The sequence below is a fragment of the Campylobacter concisus genome (assembly GCF_001298465.1).
GTDB lineage: Bacteria > Campylobacterota > Campylobacteria > Campylobacterales > Campylobacteraceae > Campylobacter_A > Campylobacter_A concisus.
Genome location: NZ_CP012541.1, coordinates 778,908 through 796,580, shown reverse-complemented (window position 1 = coordinate 796,580; position 17,673 = coordinate 778,908). Strand labels below are relative to the sequence as shown.

Sequence of the window (17,673 nt, the reverse complement as noted above, 5' to 3'; positions counted from 1 at the left end):
GCCTTTTTGATTTTTGGGCGATTTTAGCCAAAAATAGCTGAAAAAGGCGAAGCAAAGCGGGTATTTATTATTTGCCGAACGCACCGATAGCTATCAGAGTATCGATCGCTGTTTCGGAAGCAGTCTTTGCGGTATTGCCTCGCCGTTTAAATAGACACAAGCACTAAATTTATACTCCATTGTCATAACGTCCGCAAACTAGTGCTCAACGCACAGCCACACATGGCCGGCATACTTACGTCTTTTCCAAAGTGATTCATTACAATTTTTTTAAACGCTAGATGGCATCGCAGTTTTAAAAACGGCAGTAAATTTTATTAATTACTTCGATATGCTACATTTTAGCAGTTTGCCAAATATCTCTTTGCTATATTTCATAAAGCGCTCATTAAGCTTTACATCCTCGGTATCTACGCAAATGAGGCTATCTTGCACCTCAAAAATGATAGTTTTATCAGTGATAGTTACGCATTTGCAAGCGTTGTAGCAAACGTCGCCGTTGCACTCTGCGTATATGCCGTTTATGTCGGCGTTTTCGTCGTCATCTTTTTTGAGCTTGATCGGTCTTTGAAAGATTATGTAGTTTTTGTAGTCGTATTTGTCGTCTGCAAGACCGATCATATAGTAGTTGTCTTTGCTATTTTTAGTAGCGGTTAGGGCTTTTGCTTTAAATTTTAGCTCAAACACACTCTAAGCCATCTCTTCAGCGCGTTTTAAAAGCTCTCTCGCCCCTTTTTCTATAAATTTATGAGCTAGCTCCTTGCCAACGCTTTGAAATTTATCTTTGCTAACCTTTAAGCTATCTTTTATAAACTCGCTTCCATCAGGCAGACCAACGATCGCATCGATAGAAATTTCATCACCTTTTAGCCTTGCGCTTATGCCAATTGGTACCTGGCAGCCGCCTTCTAAAACGCTTACAAAGTCACGCTCTATGGTCGTTTCTATAACCGCATTTTTATCGTTTAAAAAAGAGATCTCATCTAAAATTTTCTTCTCATCTCTAGCTTCTATCCCGAGAGCGCCCTGACCCATCGCAGGTATCATCTCGTCAAAGCCAAATGTATAGATATGTGCCACTTCAGCCTTGACATTTAGGCGGTTTATGCCAGCCATCGCTAAAATGATCGCGTCAAATTCGCCCTCTTTTAGCTTTCTAAGTCTAGTTTGCACGTTTCCACGAAGCGAGATGATCTCAATATCAGGCCTCATGATAAGTAGCTGCATCTTGCGGCGCAGGCTCGTTGTACCAACCTTTGCACCGTGTGGTAGGTCGCTAAATTTAGAAAATTTCTCGCTTATCATCGCATCTCTTGTATCCTCGCGTGAGCAAATCGCTGCAAGTTTAAGTCCTTCTGGAAAGACTACTGGCACATCCTTTAGGCTATGTACTGCGATGTCAGTCTCGCCTTTTAGCATGCTATCTTCAAGTTCTTTTGTAAAAAGCCCTTTGCCTCCGATCTTTGCAAGCGGCGTATCAAGGATCACGTCGCCCTTTGTCTTCATGCCAATAAGCTCAACTTTTATATCGTTATGTTTTGATTCTATTCTAGCTTTGATATGCTCGCTTTGCCAAAGCGCTAAGATACTCTTTCTAGTTGCTATTTTTATCTCTTTCATCATCTCTCCTAATTTACTCTTTTTGGCTCTTCTATAACCTCAACGTCGATGATCTCGCCATCATCTTTTTTAGTACTTTGTTCGCTAAAATTTTGAAATTTAAACTCTTGATAACTCTCGTTTTTGGCTGCATTTTTCTTAAACACTAAAGAAAAAACGACTACAGCTATGCCAAAAACATCTGTTAAAATTCCTGGCAAAAATAAAAGCATTCCACCAAAGCTAAGTCCTAACTGACTAAATAAATTTCCACCAAGAAAGCTTTTAAACGCCACTTGAGGCAAATTTAAGCTAGAAGATCCAGCATTTAAAAGAAATGCGATACCCACAAATCCAGAAACAAGCACCTCAAGAAAGTAGTTTAAAAAGCCAAATTTATCAACAAAAAGATAGATAAATATCGCTTCTATCAAAAAAAACAAAAATGCAAAAAATCTCATAAGCTTTCTTTTATCTTTTTAAAGGCTTCGTTTACACCGATCGTTTCTTTACTTAAACCATCTCTTGTTATAAACTCGACCTTGCCATTTGCAAATTCTTTACCCACAAGTAGCGCGTAAGGAAAGCCGATAAGCTCAAAATCATTCATCTTAACGCCAAATCTCTCGTTTCTATCATCGATGATAACACTAATGCCAGCTTTTTTAAGGCTCTCATAAAGCTCAAATGCAAATTCCACGCCCGCCTCATCTTTTAAATTTGAGATGATGATCTCCACATCAAACGGCGCGCACTCTTTTTTCCAGATGCAGCCCTTCTCATCGTGGCTAGCCTCTATCATCACAGCGATCAGCCTGCTGATGCCAATGCCATAGCAGCCCATCAAAAATGGCTTTGCTTTGCCATTTTCATCAAGATATGTCGCGTTCATCGCAGCTGAATATTTATCGCCTAGCTGAAAGATATGGCCTACCTCGATACCCTTGCTAAGTTTTAAATTTCCGCCGCAAACTGGGCATTTATCACCCTCTTTTACCTTTATAAGATCTTTAAATCTCTCTTTGTTAAATCCGCTAACGCTAACGCCAACAAAGTGGTAGTCCTTTTCGTTGGCACCACATATCATATTATTTGCGCCTTTTAGCTCGTTGTCTATGTAAAATTTTACATCTTTTAGCCCAACTGGTCCGCAAAATCCAGCCACAAGCCCAGCTTTTATAATCTCTTCTTCGCTAGCATCGACAAGCTCGAGCGCATTACAAGCATTTTGTGCCTTTGTCTCTTGAAGCTCGTCATCGCCTCTTACGAAAAAGACCACAACTTCTTCTTTGTCTTCATAAATAGCTTTTTTAATAACAGCTTTTATACAGTAAAACTCGCTAACTTTAAAAAACTCAGCCACACCTTTTATAGTCTTTGTATCTGGCGTTTTAAATTTAGCCGCGTCAGCCTCTGGTGCTTCAGCATCGGTTGTTCTAGCTTTTCTTCTAGCAGCCTCTATATTTGCAGCGTATTTGCAAGTCTCACAGCAAAGGATGTCATCTTCTCCGTTACTTGCAAGCACCATAAATTCTTTACTGCCGCTACCGCCAATGGCTCCACTATCAGCCTCAACGGCTCTAAAATTTAGCCCCAGACGAGTAAAAATTTTGCTGTAAGTTGCTTCCATAAGATCAAACTCACGCTTTAGATCCTCTTTGCTGGAGTGAAAGCTATAACCATCTTTCATCGTAAATTCACGACCTCTTAGCAAGCCAAAGCGTGGTCTTGCTTCGTCACGAAATTTAGTATTTATCTGATATAAATTTAATGGCAGCTGCTTATAGCTAGTAACCTTGCCACGCACCAAGGCAACGGCTGCCTCTTCGTTTGTTGGGCTTAGTACAAAGTCATTTTCTTTTCTATCTTTGAAGCGCAAAAGCTCCTTGCCAAAGACGTTGTAGCGGCCACTTTGTTTCCAAAGCTCGCTTGAAGTAACCACGCTAAAGCTCACCTCTAGCGCGCCAGCCTCGTCCATCTCCTCTTTTACCACACGTGAAATTTTATCGTGCATGATCTTTCCAAGCGGCAGATAGTTGTAAAGTCCGGAGCCAAATTGCTCGACAAATCCACCCCTGATCAAAAACTGATGACTTGGCAAAGATGCGTCTTTTGGTGCTTCTTTGGTCGTTGGGGCGTAAAATTTACTAAATTTCATCTATATCTCCTGCTTGAAAATTTTGTTCATCTTGTATGTCAAATAAAAATTTAACTCCATTTGAAAGCTCACTCGCTCTCTCCTCGTCTGCAAGTCCTTTTAGCTTCATAGTTGGCTGGTGCAAAAATGCCTTAAAGACTTGATGGATGAGCTTTTGCGCCTCCTCAAAGTCGCTATGTTTTAAATAACCCTTTTTTATCGCCTTTTCTAGCTCATTTTTAGCACAAATTTCAGCTTGCTTGCGGATCGATTTTATGAGTGGAACGCTCATATCTTCTTTTAAAATTTTTAAAAATTCGCTTGTGCTTTGACCTACGATAGAATAAGCCTTTTGTGCTTGCTCCTCTCTTAGGGCTAAATTTTTCCTTACTATCTCTTCTAAACTATCGACCGTATAGACGCTAATAAATTCTGTATTTATAAGATCAATATCCCTTGGTACGGCAATATCAAAAAAGTATCTATGAAATTCTCTTGGTTCGATTATGGCGTTTGTGATGATAGCGTGCGGGGCTGCGGTGCTTGAAAATATTAGGTCGTAATTATTTACATACTCTTTTAATTTTAAAATGCTATCCCAGCTAGCGTTATCTCCTAGACTATCAACTAGCTGCTCAACACGCTCGGAGCTTCTGTTTATGATGATCACCTCTGCGCCACTTGAGATTAGGTGTTTTGCTGCTAGCTCGCCCATCTCGCCAGCGCCTACAACGATAGCAGTTTTTCCTTCAAGCGTACCAAAAATTTCTTTTGCTTTTGCCACAGCAACGCTTGAAACGGAGATCGGGTTTTTAGAAATTTGAGTTTCGTTTCTAACTTTAGCAGCGCATTTACATGCATAGTGGATGATTTTACTGATTTGTTCGCCGCAAGCTGAGCTATCGTAAGCAAATTTAAAGGCATTTTTTAGCTGGCCAACGATCTGCGTTTCGCCGACGACTAGGCTATCAAGCGAGCTTGCCACGGCAAAGAGGTGGTGCACGGCTCCGCTATCTTCATAAATATCAGCCCTTTCATAAAGCTCATCTTCAAAAACACCTGAAAATACAGACATGCATCTAAACGCATGCGTCGTTGCACTTTCTAGATCACTAACGCTTGCAATTATCTCGACGCGGTTGCATGTATTTAAAACCATACATTCGTTTATACTTTTGTTTGACCTTAGTAGTTTTAAAATTTGCTCTTTTTTCTCATCGCTATCAAATGCAAGCTTTTCTCTAACCGAAATATCAGTATTTTTATATGTAAAACTTATATCTAAATAGTGCATCAAAATTCCCTATCTATCATGCTTTTTATGATCCCTTCAAGCTCGGCGTTTTTATACTCTTTTATCGCTTCTATCGCTTCATTTCCAAGCCTTTTTGCTTCATTAACCGCTTTTTGAAGCGAATTTGTCTTAATAAATTCCTCTTTTAGCCAAGAAATTTCACCTGCGTTTAGTCTCTTTGACCAAAGCGATCTAAGTTTTGCTTTGCCAGCTTCATCTAAGCTCTTATAAAGATAAATGTAAGGAAGTGTCGTTTTGCCTTCGACAAAGTCATTAAGTGCTGGCTTGCCAAGCGTTTTTTCATCTTGAGTTATGTCTAATATATCATCAACGACCTGAAATGCAAGACCTAAATTTTTGCCATAAATTCCAAATTTCTCACTATCTTTGCCAGCTAGCTTCGCCCCGCAAATAGCCGTGGCTTCTATCAAAACAGCTGTTTTATAGTAGATCATTTTTAAGTATTCTTGCTCATTTTCATTAAAATTTTCAGCCATTTTTACATCCATCATCTCGCCGATACTTAGCTTGCTTACTGCGTCTGAGATGATAGCTGCGATGTTTGGATCAAATTTTGTAAGCTCAAAATAAGCCTTCGAGTAGAGGATGTCGCCTAGCATGACTGAGTTTTTGCTGCCATAAAGTGCATTTATACTTGGCTTGCCTCGTCTTATATTTGCCTCGTCTATGACGTCGTCATGAAGCAAGCTTGCAAGGTGAATAAGCTCGATGATAGCGCAGAGTTTAAGTGAAATTTCACTTTCTCCTGCGATCTTTAAAAGAAGTTTTGAGCGCAGCTTCTTGCCTGAGCTTATCTTTAAAAACATCTCAAACGCCTCTTTGCAGCCAAGCTCGCTTATAAATTTACCCATTATTTCATCGATTTTATCCATTTTTATCCTTCTATTTAGCCTCATCTGGATCTCTAAAACCCACATCCACGCGCTTGCTTTCATCTAGCAAAGCTACCCTAAAATGCGCCTTTTTATCCTTAAAGTCAATAAATGATATATAAAGGCTTACGCTCTCATTTGGCGGCATCGTAAAATCAGGCAAAACTCGCTGCATATAGGTGTTTTGTCCTTGTCTTAGCGAAAAGACCATCTGCCTTGGATAGCGCCTAAAAAAGCTTTGCACGGTAATATTTGTGCTATCAAATAGCGTCCAACGAAAGTCAAATGTCTCGACCCTTTGAGTTCGTTTTTCAGTTATAAAAACCCTCGCCCACTCATCTTTTTTAAGCTCAAATGTGTGAATTGCACTTGGGTCAAAATTTGGCTCCTTAGCAAAAATAAGAGCAACAAGCAAAGCAATGAGTGCAAAAATCTTACTCATTTTGGCTTAAAATTTCTCCACTAAGCCCAATATACAGGTCATTTAAACCATTATAAATTTTATCTTGTTCGCTAGCCACAAAATTTGCAACCTCATCTTCGTTAATGCCATGCCTCTCGCAAAGCTCGCTAAGAGCCACAAATTTCTCAAAAATTTTATCTATCTCGTTTTTAACCAAAACGGCATTTGCGTTAAACAAAATGTCATAAAATTTATCCCTCGCACTGCCCTCAAATATATCTATCATCACTGTTTCTTTGAAAATTTCTTAAGATTATAGCCAATTAAAACTAAGTTAAAAATTTAATATTATCTCCCACGCCCCACCAACATTTTTGGCATTATAGGTCGCAGTTTTGCTCTCCTCGCCAAATCCCCAGCTAACTTGCAAGAAAGGCATATTTGCATTTTTGGCAGCTAGCTCGTCTTTTAGGCTATCTCCAACAAAGATCGCCTTGTTAGCTTTAGTTTTACTAACAGCTAGATGAAGCATCGCAGGATCTGGCTTTTGCGGTATCTCTTTGCTAGCGCCGATAACCTCGTCAAATAGCTCATAAATTTCATTTTTCTTTAAAATTTTCTCTAGCGTATCGTGTGGTGCATTGCTTGCCAAAACGACTTTGTAGCCAGCATCTCTGCACTTTTGCAAAAGCTCTTTTACGCCCTCATACGTGCTCGCACACTCATCGTAAAATTTCTTAAATTTCTCTTCAAAGCCCTCTTTTAAGCTCCTGCTTGGCGTGTCGATGCCGTAAAACTCAAGGGCCAAATTTCTACCTGGCTCGTTGATCGCTTTTATGATAAATTCTTTTTCAAGTGGCGGCAAATTTAGCTCATCTCTTACTTCATTCACCGTTTTATATATCGCCTCGCCGCTATCGATCACGGTGCCATCCATATCAAAAATAACTACTTTCAATCCTCATCCTTAAATTTATTTTTATGTTTTTCTTTTTTATATGTCTTTTGATTTTTTAGCTTATCAAGTAGATTTGCCGCCTTTAGAAGCTCATCTTTTGAAGCATTTTTGATAAGCAAATTTATAAAATTTTCTAGTGCCTTTGAGTATGGCTGATCAAGATAGACAGCTTCGACTTTTTCGATGACTTTTGCATTTTTCTCAACTCTTTGGCGAAATTCAGTCTCGTCAAAGTCATCTCTTTTTAGCCCGTTTATTGCTGATTTTGCAAATTTTTCTAGCGCACGAAGATATTTTACACGCTTAAATTTGTCCGTGACTTGGTTCAAATTTTTCCTTTTTTTTGGCAAATTATATCAAAATTTGACTTTATCCCCTAAATTTTGGCTTTGCTAATGTATAATTTACGCCAAAATTACCAAACAAGGAGCAAAAATGAAGCAAGAAACCGCTGCGATCCACGTAGGCTACGACACAAACGAGGGCTTTGGCACGATGGCTGTGCCTATTTTTCAAAGCACGGCTTATGACTTTGGAAGCGCCGAGACTGCGGCTGCTAGGTTTGATCTAAAAGATGGCGGCCACATCTACACAAGACTTGGCAATCCAACAACAGACATCTTTGAAAAAAGGGTTGCCGCACTTGAAGGCGGAGCCGCTGCGATAGCGACTGCAAGCGGTCAGTCAGCTTTGTTTTACAGCATAATAAATTTAGCCCAAGCAGGCGATAACATCATCATCGCTAAGAAAATTTATGGCGGCACGACGGTGCTTTTTACCCACACACTGAAAAGATTTGGCATAGAAGCTAGAGTCTTTGACAGCGACACAGCTGATGATCTGGAGAGTTTTATAGATGATAAAACTAGAGCTATATTTTTTGAAACGCTCTCAAATCCGCAAATTTCTATCCCAAATATCGAGAAAATCGTAGAGATCGCAAACAAATATGGCATTATCAGCATCACTGATAACACCGTGCCAACGCCTATCATCTTTCAGCCACTTCGCCACGGTGTCGATGTTTGCGTACATAGTGCGAGCAAATATATGAGCGGTCAGGGCCTTAGCCTAGCAGGTGTGGTCGTAAGTGCAAATCACCTAAACGAAAAGCTAAAAGGCAACAAGAGATATGAGCATTTTAATGTGCCAGATGCGAGCTATCACGACATCGTCTATGCTGATATGACGGATCGTTTTGACATCTACACACTAAGAATGAGACTTGCTATCGTGCGCGACATCGGCGCTGTAATATCTCCGTTTAACTCTTGGCAGCTTATACAAGGGCTAGAAACGCTTGCTGTTAGGGTTGAGAGACACTCACAAAACGCGCTAAAAGTGGCTAAATTTCTAAACTCTCACAAGCATATAAAAAGCGTGGCATATCCCGGGCTTGCTGACAACGTAGATCACGCAAAGGCTCAAAAATACTTTAAAGACGGCATGGCTAGCGGGCTATTTTGCTTTGAAACCGATAGCTTTGAGCGCGCAAAAAAGATGCTAGAGCGCGTAAAACTCTTTAAGATCGTTGTAAATATCGGCGATACAAAGTCGCTCGTCACGCATCCAGCCTCAACGACTCACCAACAACTAAGTAGCGAAGAGCTCATCAAAGCTGGCATCACAAAAGAGCTAATAAGAGTTAGCATAGGCCTTGAAAACGCCGAGGATCTGATAGCTGATCTAGCTCAAGCCTTAGAATAATAAAATTTCTAGCTCATTTTGGGCTAGAAATTTAAATTTTAGTCTAATTTTAAATACCTTGTCTGAACTTGGCTGCAAGACAAATTCAAATTAAAAATCTACCGCCCATTATAGAGGTATATACGGTTGTGCTTTTTACCAAATATGTTTTATAAAAATTTTATTGGTGAAATAGCATAAATTTAATATGTCAAATACTTAACCGTATCTTGATAAAGCACTTGATTTTCGCATTGTATTAGCAGTAAGTCATTTTCTTCAAAGATTGTTGAGCCAGTTGGCTTTTGATACTCGTTTTTACGCTTTATTAGGATTATTAAAAACTCAGTTGGAAGCTCAAGCTGAGCCAAATCTTTGCCAATTAGTTTTGAGCCATAGTGGATGGTATGCTGGCGAAGCGTGTAGCTTAAGATCGGAGAGTTTTCTACCGGCTTAATATCCTCTTGCTCACTCTCTTTAACCTTAAATTTATCAGCCGCAAAGCCAAGCGACATGCCTTGTATCAAAATCGAAATCAAAACCATAAAAAATATAATGTTAAAAATCATATCCGCATCACGTACGCCATCTACATAAACATAGGTAGCTAGAACCACTGGCACAACACCTCTTAGTCCAACCCAAGAGATAAAAATTTGCTCATTTATCTTAAATTTTGAAAATGCAAGCGACGCAAAAACACCAAGTGGTCTTGCAAAAAAACATAAGCCACAAGGCCAAAACAAGCGCCATTAGTGCCGTTGCTGGAAGCTCGGAAGGATTTACTAAAAGACCAAGTGTTAAAAAGACAACTATTTGCATCGCCCAAGCGATACCGCCGTGAAAACCGACCAAATTTTTCTTGTGAGAAAACTCTTTTTTGTTTATAAAAATTCCAGCAATATAAACAGCCAGGTAGCCATTACCGCCAACCTTAAAGCAAAGTGTGTATAAAAGCAATATCCAAGCGATAGAAAAAACTGGATAAAGGCCCCAGCTTTTTAGGCGAAGTCTATTAAAGATAGCTGGCAAAGCAACGCCAAATAAATAGCCCATAGCGATACCTATGCCAAACTGCTTAACAAGTGTGATCGCCCACTCTGACGCACTTGGAGTGCTATTTAGTGAGATCATTTGAATGATCGTCATAGTTAAAAATATCGCCATTGGATCGTTTGAGCCAGATTCAAGTTCAAGCAATGGCGCAATGCTATTTTTAAGTGAAATTTTCTTAGCTCTTAGTATGGCAAATACCGCTACTGCATCTGTTGAAGAGATAATGGAGCCTAGTAAAAAGGCCTCCGCCCAAGTAAAATCAAGCAGATATTTTGCTACTGGAGCGATAGCTAGCGCGGTTAAGAAAACGCCAAGTGTAGCAAGCGCTAAACCTCTAGCAAAAATAGGTTTAATCGCTGCAAAATCAGTATCTAGCCCACCTGCGTAAAGTATAAATATGAGTGCTAGCATGCCGACATTTTGAGCAATTACTTGGTCGTCAAAATTTACGCCAAGCAGCCCATCTGAGCCAGCCAGCATGCCAACACCTAAAAATATTATTAAAGATGGAATTCCAAATTTATCAGAGATCTTACTTAAAAGAATGCTAGTTATAAGCAAAACTGCAAAAAATAGTAGTAAATTCTCCAAATAAACTCCACAAAATTATATTAAATCATACTTTCAAAAGCTTCAAATTTTTCTTGATTTGAAAGCATTTCAAGCAATACGCCATAATTATCTTTTATCTCATCTTGAAGCTTAGTAGTAAGCTCTTTAGCATTTCTTCCATCTTTTGGATAGCTTACAATCAAATCAATTGGCTCAGCGTTTAAAAACTCCTGAATACCCGATAATAGTTCGCTAGCTCCTCTTTCATTTGTTCCATGAAGCACGACCACATAATGTTCGTTCTCTCTTACAACGACGTCAGTTTGTCTTAAAAATTTTTCAAATAGTTCACTATACTCTTTAGTGCTTGGCAAAGAAAAATATATCAAAGATAAATTTTTTGCATAATCTTTTACATTTTTATAACGATTTATAAAAGCTATTTCAAGATCTATTATTGATAAGATATCAACTGGTGAGAAAATTTTTGCTGCCATTTTTAGCCCTCTTTTGTTTATTATGTTTTATTTAAGTCACTATTATATCTTGTAAATTTTCAAAAACAAAGACATTCATTCCGTTTTTGTATTCGTATCTAAATTTGAGTCCATGAGCATCAAGTATATTGCTAACTATATATAAACCAAGACCAAAACTTTTTTGCGCATTCTCTCCTTTAATAAATGGCTGGATATAAAAATCAAGATCATTTTTTAGTTTCTCACCTTGGGTTATAAATTTCATATGATCCTTGCTAACAACGATATTTACGTGCTTATCAGTTGAATATTTTATGCCATTGTCTATCATATTTTTTATAGCAACTGAAAATAGCTTGAAATCAACAAGCACCCTAACCTCATCAAGCTCACTGACACCAACACACTCTTTTTCTACCATGGCTATATCGATTGCCTCATCGATGAGATCCCTCATAAAACATGGCGTTTTATTACTAAGCCCTATTTTTGATGTTATCTGCTCGATCGCCGCAAGTTCGTTTATTAAGTTTTCAAGCTTGTGAAAGACAGAGATCAGCCTCTCTTGATTTTTACTTTTCTCTATCATTTGAGCAGCGATTAGGCCTTTTGTGATAGGAGTTTTTAGCTCGTGCATTATGTTTCTTAAAAAAAGATGCCTTGAGTCATTAAGCGCCTTGATCTGACAAACCGCCTCATAAAATGCTTCAGAAACTTCAGAAATTTCATCCTTGCCGTTGCCAACATTTTGTACGCCATCAAGCTCACCATTTGCAAATTTCACGATCTGACGCTTTAGCTTTCTAAGCGGCTTTATCTTATATATGACAAAAATGTAAGCACCTAGCAAAATGACCGCAACCACCAGAAAAACAGCCTTTATCACCTCGTATCTGTAAGGCTGAAATTCCTTATCCATTAAAAGTTTTAGTTCGTCTAAATGCTCAATCTTTAGATAGTGATGCTTTTCATAAAGTAAAATGGCACTAGATCCTAAATCGCTTGAAATTTCTTCCAAAACAGTTGCTTGCTTTAAAATTTCATCTTTTTTCTTCTCATCTTTGATCTCTGGCATATCGATGTTTGAAAGCTGGCGGTCATACTGAGCTTTATTTATGATGCCACCCATGTAAAACAAATTTGTCCTAGCAACATTTGAGTATTTGTTATTTAACTCTCTTGTATAGTTTTGCTTATCAAAACCCATGAGCCACAAAAAGGCTAAAAATATCGAAACAAGTGCGAGTCCGAAGATAAAAGTTATAGTTATAAAAATAGACGATCTTGGCATCAAAGAACCAATTTGTAGCCAATACCGCGGATCGCATGGATATATTTTGGCTCTTTTGGATTTTCATTTAGTTTTTGGCGAATCCTGCCAATGATAACATCTATACTTTTGTTTGAGCTATCTTCATTTATGCTTTCACAGTTATAGATAAGCTCCTCTCTAGTAACCGCTCCACCCTCTTTTAAAAGTAGATATTTTAAGATGTCATATTCTGCAGCAGTTAAATTTAGCACGTTTCCTTTGAATAAAATTTCATGCTCAAACTCTTTTAAAACCAAGTCTTTGTTTAAATTTTTTGACTCATTTAAAGGGGTCACATTTTGTCTTCTTAAATGACTTTTGATACGAGCCAAAAGCTCTTGTGGGTCATATGGCTTTGGCAAATAATCATCAGCACCGTTATCAAGAGCATTTACCTTATCTGTTATATCATGCCTTGCACTTGATATGATTATAGGGATATTGTGATTTTTCCTGATCTCTTTACAAACTTCTAGTCCGTCCATACCGGGCAGTGTAAGATCTAGTATAACTAGGTCAAATTTACTTGTATTTAGCGTAGATAGTCCGATATACGGCTCTTCGGCAGTTATCACTTCGATATCGTAATTTTCCAGATACTCGGTTAAAATTTCAGCAAGTTCCATATCATCTTCTATCATTAAAATTCTAGTCATGATCTTTCCTGTTGTAAATTTAATTTTTAAGGATTATAGCAGATTAAGGTTTTAAAAATTTAAAAGGGATAAGAGCTGAAATTTCAGCTCTTAGATGATTATTTTATAACAAGGCCTTGTATGATACCACCACGATTTATCCACACTAGTGTCTTTTTGCCTTTTGTATTTTTGATTGTATTTGCAAATGTTTGAAGATCTTTTATACTCTCTTCGCCAACTTGAACGATCACATCACCTCTTTCAAAGCCAAAGTCTTCAGCTTTTGAGCCTGATTTTACATCAGTTACTAGCACGCCTTGAGTATCTGGGCTGATTTTGTATTTATATCTTATCTCATCGCTTAGATTACTAACGCTAAGTCCTTCGATTATAATGCTTTTTGCTATGTCTTTTGAATTATGATCAGCGTTTGCAAGCTTAATTTTTGCATTCATTATTTTATTTGATCGCTCGTAAGTTATATCAACGCTGCTATTTGGAGTTAGTGAGCCGATGAAATTTTTAAGATCATTTGCATTTTTGCTAACTTTATCATTAGCCGATATAACCAAATCGCCTCTTTTTAGCCCAGCTTCATCTGCTGGCATGCCTTGCTCTACGCCACTTATTAAAGCACCTTCTTTATTTGTATAAAGCTCTTTTTGCTCATCTGTTAAATTTGCAATCGTAACGCCGATAAAGCCACGCTCGATCTTGCCGTCAGTTATCAGCTTTTTAGCGATATCTTTTACCATATTTGATGGGATCGCAAAGCCAATGCCGTTATTGCCACCGCTTTTTGAAAGTATGGCTGAGTTTATCCCGACCAAATAGCCCCTGCTATCAACCAAAGCTCCACCTGAATTTCCTGGGTTTATCGAAGCATCTGTTTGGATAAAATTTTCATATTGATTAAGGCCTATATTATCTTTATTTAGACCTGAGACGATGCCTTGAGTGATACTCTCACCAACGCCAAATGGATTTCCTATAGCAAATACAACGTCTGCATCAAGTAGTTTTGATGAGTCTGCAAAAGTAATTGCATTTAGTCCGTTTGCTTCTATCTTTACGACGGCTAAATCGGTTTTTGGATCACTTCCTATTAGCTTTGCTTTATACTCTTTGCCGCCATTTGCAAGAGTTACGACTATTTGATCACTATCTTCTATAACATGGTTATTTGTAACGATATATCCATCATTTGAGATAATAACGCCAGAACCAAGTGAAGTAGTTTTTTCTTTTTCTTTTGGTTTTGCAAAGTTAAATCCAAAAAATTCATTGAAAAAAGGGTCGTTAAACATCTGCTCAATACCAGCGTTATTCACCGTTTTTGTAGTTGAAATATTTACAACTGAAAGCTTTGCCTGAGCGATCGAGTCATAATAAGAAAGTACGCTATTTTTATCGCTAAGTGGCGAGACTCTCGTGATATTAGAGTTAGCTTCATTAAATTTAATATCAGCCCCCACTAAAAAAGAAGCTGCTACTAATGAAATTAGCACAATCTTTTTCATTTTTTTCCTTTAAACTAAAAATTTTTGCAAATTATAAATATAGTGAAAAAATAAAATCTTAACACTTTTTCTTGTTATTAAACAAAAATAAACTTGACTTGCATAGACTAAAGCTTTGTGATATAATCCGTATCAAAAAAATATAAGGAGAATATATGAGTGAAAGCTTATATGAGACTTTAGGAGTTTCAAAGGGTGCCTCAAGCGACGAGATAAAAAAAGCTTATAGAAAACTTGCCAGAAAATATCACCCAGATATCAATAAAGACCCTGGAGCAGAAGATAAATTTAAAGAGATAAACGCCGCTTATGAAATTTTAAGCGACGATAAAAAACGAGCTCAATACGACCAGTACGGCGATACTATGTTTGGCGGTCAAAATTTCCACGACTTTGCTAGTAGTTCAGCCGATATGGGCGATCTAAATGAAATTTTAAAGAATATCTTCTCAGGTGGTTTTGGCGGTGGTGGAGCTAAATTTAGCAGCGGATTTGGTAGTAATTTTGGAGGCTTTGACGGATTTAGTAGTGGTGGATTTGGCTTTGGCGGAGCTGATCTAGACGTAAATGCAAAAATTTCTATACCATTTGACGTAGCTGTAACTGGTGGCGAACATAAGATAAATTTTAATGGCGAAAGCATTAAGATAAAAATTCCAAGTGGCATAGAAGGTGGTGAAAAACTTCGTGTAAAAGGCAAAGGCAAGAGCGCTGGTGGTCAAAAAGGCGATCTTATACTTGCTATTAGCGTTGAGCCAAGCGACGAATATGAAAGAGTCGGAGACGATCTTTATAAAGATATAGAAATTCCACTAAAAACTATGCTTTTTGGCGGAAAAGTCGATGTACATACTTATAAAAAAGATGTCACCATTAAAATAGCCGAAAACTCAAAAACAGGTACAAAGATCCGTTTAAAAGGATATGGCGTGCAAAATAGAAAGAGCGGAATTTATGGCGATCTTTACTTAAAAGCCAGGGTAAAACTTCCAAATATTAGTGAGCTTGATGAAGGCTTAGTAAAAGAGTTAAAAGAAAAATTACCGGAGTAAAAAATGCAAAATTATGAAGAACCACTTTTTTTAATAAGCGTTGTTGCAAAGGTTTTAAGCATACATCCACAAACTTTAAGACAGTATGAAAGAGAGGGACTTATCGAGCCATCAAGAACAGATGGCAAGATGAGGCTCTACTCACAAAAAGACGTTGATCGCGTAAAAACTATACTAAATTTAACCCGTGAACTAGGTATAAATTTAGCTGGCGTTGATGTGATACTTCAGTTGAAAGAAAAAATTGACGATTTAGAATCAACTATTGATGAGCTAAATAAAAAATTGCACGAAGCTACCAGTCAAACTAGCACCAAAAGATCGCTCGTAAAAAGGAAAAATAGCTTTGATCTAGTCTTTTATGAAGGTAAAAAATAATTTATGGAACAAATTTTAGAAGGTTTCTTGCTTGTTGCAGCGATCTCAGTCGCATTAAACGTTATTTTTAAAAAATTTCAGATACCAACCATCATCGGTTACATCGTAACAGGTACGCTTATATCAGAATTTTTCAACCTAAAAAGCAATGATGAAATTTCTCATATTGCCGAGTTTGGTATCGCATTTTTGATGTTTACCATTGGGCTTGAGTTTAGCTTTAAGCACTTAATGGGCATGAAAAAAGAGGTCTTTTTAAATGGCGGATTACAGGTTTGTTTAAGTGGCTTTATAATGGGTGTGATGCTTTATTATGTCCTTCGCTTAAAAGACGAAACGGCACTTATTGCAGGTCTTGCGCTTGCACTCTCATCAACTGCGATCGTACTAAAGACACTAAATGATAGTGGCGATGTGAGTAAAATTTACGGCAGAAAAGCACTTGGAATTTTACTATTCCAAGATATTGCCGTCATTCCTATTTTACTTATGATAGATATGTTTAGCTCGCAAGATGCTTCAATAAATGAGCTTTTACTAAAGACATTTACAAGTGCGATTATTCTTATTGTTGTGCTATTTTTACTTGGTAAATATGTCATCAACTGGATATTTTATAAAGTCATTCAAACAAATTCGCAAGAGGTTTTTATAGCTACGATTTTATTTATGGTCGTTGGCTCTAGCACTTTGGCTCACTTCTTTGGCTTCTCATACTCTTTGGGTGCGTTTTTAGCCGGTATGATGATGGCAGAGACACAGTATAAACACCAAATCGAGGTTGATCTTATTCCTTTTAGAGATCTACTTCTTGGACTATTTTTTATAACCGTTGGTATGCAGATAAATTTTGCTGTCGTCATCTCAAACATCTGGCTTGTTCTTGGCCTAGTATTTAGTGTCATGGTGATAAAAGCAGTTGTCGTTTTTGCTATCTTAAACATCTACTTAAAGCGAAGAGTTGCTGCAAAAACTGCACTTAGTGTTTGTCAAATAGGCGAATTTGCACTAGCTGTTTTTGGACTAATGACTACTAGAAATTTACTTGATATACAAACTGCTCAAATTTTTATCGCAGCCTCTGTTGTATCGATGTTTGCTACGCCTTTTATACTCAAAAAACTAGACGCGATAGCTGACCTCATAGAACGTGAGATCGTTGTTGAACCAAATGAAACCCTAAAGCCACAAAAAATAAAAAATCACATCGTGGTTTTTGGCTATGAGAGACTTGGACAAGAAGTCGTTTTAAGACTAAAAGAGACAAAGCTTTTATACCTTGTGCTTGATAATGATATTAGTCTAGTTGAGCTTGGTAGGAGCCGCGGGGAAAATGTATTTTTAGGTAACGTTCTTCAAAGCCATACACTTGAAAATGCCTGCCTAAGCGATGCAGCCGCTGTTATTATAACCGTTAACAATGAGCAAAGAGTGGAGCTCATCGCGCAAAAGATAAAAGACTACGGCGTAAATACCCAAACTATAATAAAAATAAATGGTGAGGGTAATAAAGATATTTTTGGTGAGTTAGGTAAAAATTTTCACCTAATAAACGAAGAGCGTGTCATGGCAAAAACACTCGTACACGAGGCTCTTCAATGCAAAATCGATCATGATATAAGAGCGTAAAAGTATAAATTTATCCTAGAATTTTACGAGTTTATGCTAGTTTTAAAATAATCTTTTAAAAATAACTTTTACAAGCAATGAGAAAGC

Annotated in this window: 18 protein-coding genes and 1 pseudogene; 4 read left to right on the top strand and 15 right to left on the bottom strand. The window is 37.7% G+C overall.

Annotated features, from left to right (window positions below):
• Nucleotides 1-321: 321 nt before the first annotated feature.
• The 10 genes from CCON33237_RS04060 to CCON33237_RS04015 are packed head-to-tail and all read right to left on the bottom strand — an operon-like array spanning nt 322 to nt 7,613.
• Nucleotides 322-687, bottom strand: coding sequence for an Imm10 family immunity protein (locus CCON33237_RS04060; RefSeq protein WP_054196500.1), 366 nt, complete (start codon nt 685-687; stop codon nt 322-324).
• Between the two features lie 3 nt (nt 688-690).
• Nucleotides 691-1,620 carry a hydroxymethylbilane synthase gene (gene hemC / locus CCON33237_RS04055; RefSeq protein ID WP_054196499.1) on the bottom strand — a complete coding sequence of 310 codons (930 nt, stop codon included), beginning with the start codon at nt 1,618-1,620 and terminating at the stop codon, nt 691-693.
• A gap of 8 nt (nt 1,621-1,628) precedes the next feature.
• Nucleotides 1,629-2,060, bottom strand: a complete 432-nt coding sequence (locus CCON33237_RS04050; protein WP_054196498.1) for an FxsA family protein — start codon at nt 2,058-2,060, stop codon at nt 1,629-1,631.
• Nucleotides 2,057-3,757 carry a proline--tRNA ligase gene (locus tag CCON33237_RS04045; RefSeq protein ID WP_054196497.1) on the bottom strand — a complete coding sequence of 567 codons (1,701 nt, stop codon included), beginning with the start codon at nt 3,755-3,757 and terminating at the stop codon, nt 2,057-2,059. Before CCON33237_RS04045 ends, CCON33237_RS04050 begins: the two co-directional genes overlap by 4 nt.
• Nucleotides 3,747-5,030 (bottom strand): glutamyl-tRNA reductase, encoded by a 1,284-nt coding sequence (gene hemA, locus CCON33237_RS04040; RefSeq protein WP_054196496.1) that lies wholly within the window; start codon nt 5,028-5,030, stop codon nt 3,747-3,749. The genes CCON33237_RS04045 and hemA overlap by 11 nt, the downstream gene beginning before the upstream one ends.
• Complete coding sequence (locus CCON33237_RS04035) at nt 5,030-5,923, bottom strand: polyprenyl synthetase family protein (protein WP_054196495.1); 894 nt, start codon at nt 5,921-5,923, stop codon at nt 5,030-5,032. The genes hemA and CCON33237_RS04035 overlap by 1 nt, the downstream gene beginning before the upstream one ends.
• Nucleotides 5,924-5,933: 10 nt before the next feature.
• A complete protein-coding gene (locus tag CCON33237_RS04030; RefSeq protein ID WP_054196494.1) occupies nt 5,934-6,365 on the bottom strand; it encodes a hypothetical protein in 432 nt (143 codons plus the stop codon).
• Complete coding sequence (locus CCON33237_RS04025) at nt 6,358-6,612, bottom strand: DUF2018 family protein (RefSeq protein ID WP_054196493.1); 255 nt, start codon at nt 6,610-6,612, stop codon at nt 6,358-6,360. The genes CCON33237_RS04030 and CCON33237_RS04025 overlap by 8 nt, the downstream gene beginning before the upstream one ends.
• A 48-nt stretch (nt 6,613-6,660) precedes the next feature.
• On the bottom strand, nt 6,661-7,284 hold the full coding sequence (locus CCON33237_RS04020) for an HAD family hydrolase (protein ID WP_054196492.1): 624 nt from the start codon (nt 7,282-7,284) through the stop codon (nt 6,661-6,663).
• Nucleotides 7,281-7,613, bottom strand: coding sequence for a hypothetical protein (locus tag CCON33237_RS04015; protein WP_054196491.1), 333 nt, complete (start codon nt 7,611-7,613; stop codon nt 7,281-7,283). The genes CCON33237_RS04020 and CCON33237_RS04015 overlap by 4 nt, the downstream gene beginning before the upstream one ends.
• A gap of 106 nt (nt 7,614-7,719) precedes the next feature.
• Here CCON33237_RS04015 and CCON33237_RS04010 point away from each other — a divergent pair, with 106 nt between their 5' ends.
• Nucleotides 7,720-8,991: an O-acetylhomoserine aminocarboxypropyltransferase/cysteine synthase family protein gene (locus CCON33237_RS04010; RefSeq protein WP_054196490.1), complete on the top strand. Its 1,272-nt coding sequence runs from the start codon at nt 7,720-7,722 to the stop codon at nt 8,989-8,991.
• Nucleotides 8,992-9,173: 182 nt separating this feature from the next.
• On the opposite strand, the pseudogene CCON33237_RS04005 reads toward CCON33237_RS04010, so the two are convergent.
• The 5 genes and pseudogenes from CCON33237_RS04005 to CCON33237_RS03985 form a co-directional block, all read right to left on the bottom strand.
• Nucleotides 9,174-10,617: pseudogene (locus tag CCON33237_RS04005) on the bottom strand (potassium/proton antiporter).
• A 20-nt stretch (nt 10,618-10,637) separates the two neighbouring features.
• Complete coding sequence (locus tag CCON33237_RS04000; RefSeq protein ID WP_021090991.1) at nt 10,638-11,075, bottom strand: hypothetical protein; 438 nt, start codon at nt 11,073-11,075, stop codon at nt 10,638-10,640.
• A gap of 31 nt (nt 11,076-11,106) precedes the next feature.
• Nucleotides 11,107-12,348 (bottom strand): ArsS family sensor histidine kinase, encoded by a 1,242-nt coding sequence (locus tag CCON33237_RS03995; protein WP_054196489.1) that lies wholly within the window; start codon nt 12,346-12,348, stop codon nt 11,107-11,109.
• Complete coding sequence (locus CCON33237_RS03990; protein ID WP_054196488.1) at nt 12,348-13,025, bottom strand: response regulator transcription factor; 678 nt, start codon at nt 13,023-13,025, stop codon at nt 12,348-12,350. The genes CCON33237_RS03995 and CCON33237_RS03990 overlap by 1 nt, the downstream gene beginning before the upstream one ends.
• Before the next feature lie 98 nt (nt 13,026-13,123).
• Complete coding sequence (locus tag CCON33237_RS03985; RefSeq protein WP_054196487.1) at nt 13,124-14,527, bottom strand: Do family serine endopeptidase; 1,404 nt, start codon at nt 14,525-14,527, stop codon at nt 13,124-13,126.
• A gap of 155 nt (nt 14,528-14,682) precedes the next feature.
• Here CCON33237_RS03985 and CCON33237_RS03980 point away from each other — a divergent pair, with 155 nt between their 5' ends.
• The 3 genes from CCON33237_RS03980 to CCON33237_RS03970 are packed head-to-tail and all read left to right on the top strand — an operon-like array spanning nt 14,683 to nt 17,586.
• Nucleotides 14,683-15,579 (top strand): DnaJ family protein, encoded by an 897-nt coding sequence (locus tag CCON33237_RS03980; protein WP_054196486.1) that lies wholly within the window; start codon nt 14,683-14,685, stop codon nt 15,577-15,579.
• A 3-nt stretch (nt 15,580-15,582) separates the two neighbouring features.
• Complete coding sequence (locus tag CCON33237_RS03975) at nt 15,583-15,957, top strand: heat shock protein transcriptional repressor HspR (protein ID WP_054196485.1); 375 nt, start codon at nt 15,583-15,585, stop codon at nt 15,955-15,957.
• A gap of 3 nt (nt 15,958-15,960) precedes the next feature.
• On the top strand, nt 15,961-17,586 hold the full coding sequence (locus tag CCON33237_RS03970; RefSeq protein ID WP_054196484.1) for a cation:proton antiporter: 1,626 nt from the start codon (nt 15,961-15,963) through the stop codon (nt 17,584-17,586).
• The last annotated feature ends 87 nt before the right edge of the window (nt 17,587-17,673 follow it).

Bases quoted from the DNA above. Each gene is read 5' to 3' on its own strand.
- hemC (WP_054196499.1), bottom strand. From the start codon at position 1,620: ATGAAAGAGATAAAAATAGCAACTAGAAAGAGTATCTTAGCGCTTTGG.
- CCON33237_RS04045 (WP_054196497.1), bottom strand. From the start codon at position 3,757: ATGAAATTTAGTAAATTTTACGCCCCAACGACCAAAGAAGCACCAAAA.
- CCON33237_RS03980 (WP_054196486.1), top strand. From the start codon at position 14,683: ATGAGTGAAAGCTTATATGAGACTTTAGGAGTTTCAAAGGGTGCCTCA.
- CCON33237_RS04035 (WP_054196495.1), bottom strand. From the start codon at position 5,923: ATGGATAAAATCGATGAAATAATGGGTAAATTTATAAGCGAGCTTGGC.
- CCON33237_RS04025 (WP_054196493.1), bottom strand. From the start codon at position 6,612: ATGATAGATATATTTGAGGGCAGTGCGAGGGATAAATTTTATGACATT.
- hemA (WP_054196496.1), bottom strand. From the start codon at position 5,030: ATGCACTATTTAGATATAAGTTTTACATATAAAAATACTGATATTTCG.
- CCON33237_RS04010 (WP_054196490.1), top strand. From the start codon at position 7,720: ATGAAGCAAGAAACCGCTGCGATCCACGTAGGCTACGACACAAACGAG.
- CCON33237_RS03995 (WP_054196489.1), bottom strand. From the start codon at position 12,348: ATGCCAAGATCGTCTATTTTTATAACTATAACTTTTATCTTCGGACTC.
- CCON33237_RS04000 (WP_021090991.1), bottom strand. From the start codon at position 11,075: ATGGCAGCAAAAATTTTCTCACCAGTTGATATCTTATCAATAATAGAT.
- CCON33237_RS03975 (WP_054196485.1), top strand. From the start codon at position 15,583: ATGCAAAATTATGAAGAACCACTTTTTTTAATAAGCGTTGTTGCAAAG.
- CCON33237_RS03970 (WP_054196484.1), top strand. From the start codon at position 15,961: ATGGAACAAATTTTAGAAGGTTTCTTGCTTGTTGCAGCGATCTCAGTC.
- CCON33237_RS03990 (WP_054196488.1), bottom strand. From the start codon at position 13,025: ATGACTAGAATTTTAATGATAGAAGATGATATGGAACTTGCTGAAATT.
- CCON33237_RS03985 (WP_054196487.1), bottom strand. From the start codon at position 14,527: ATGAAAAAGATTGTGCTAATTTCATTAGTAGCAGCTTCTTTTTTAGTG.
- CCON33237_RS04050 (WP_054196498.1), bottom strand. From the start codon at position 2,060: ATGAGATTTTTTGCATTTTTGTTTTTTTTGATAGAAGCGATATTTATC.
- CCON33237_RS04030 (WP_054196494.1), bottom strand. From the start codon at position 6,365: ATGAGTAAGATTTTTGCACTCATTGCTTTGCTTGTTGCTCTTATTTTT.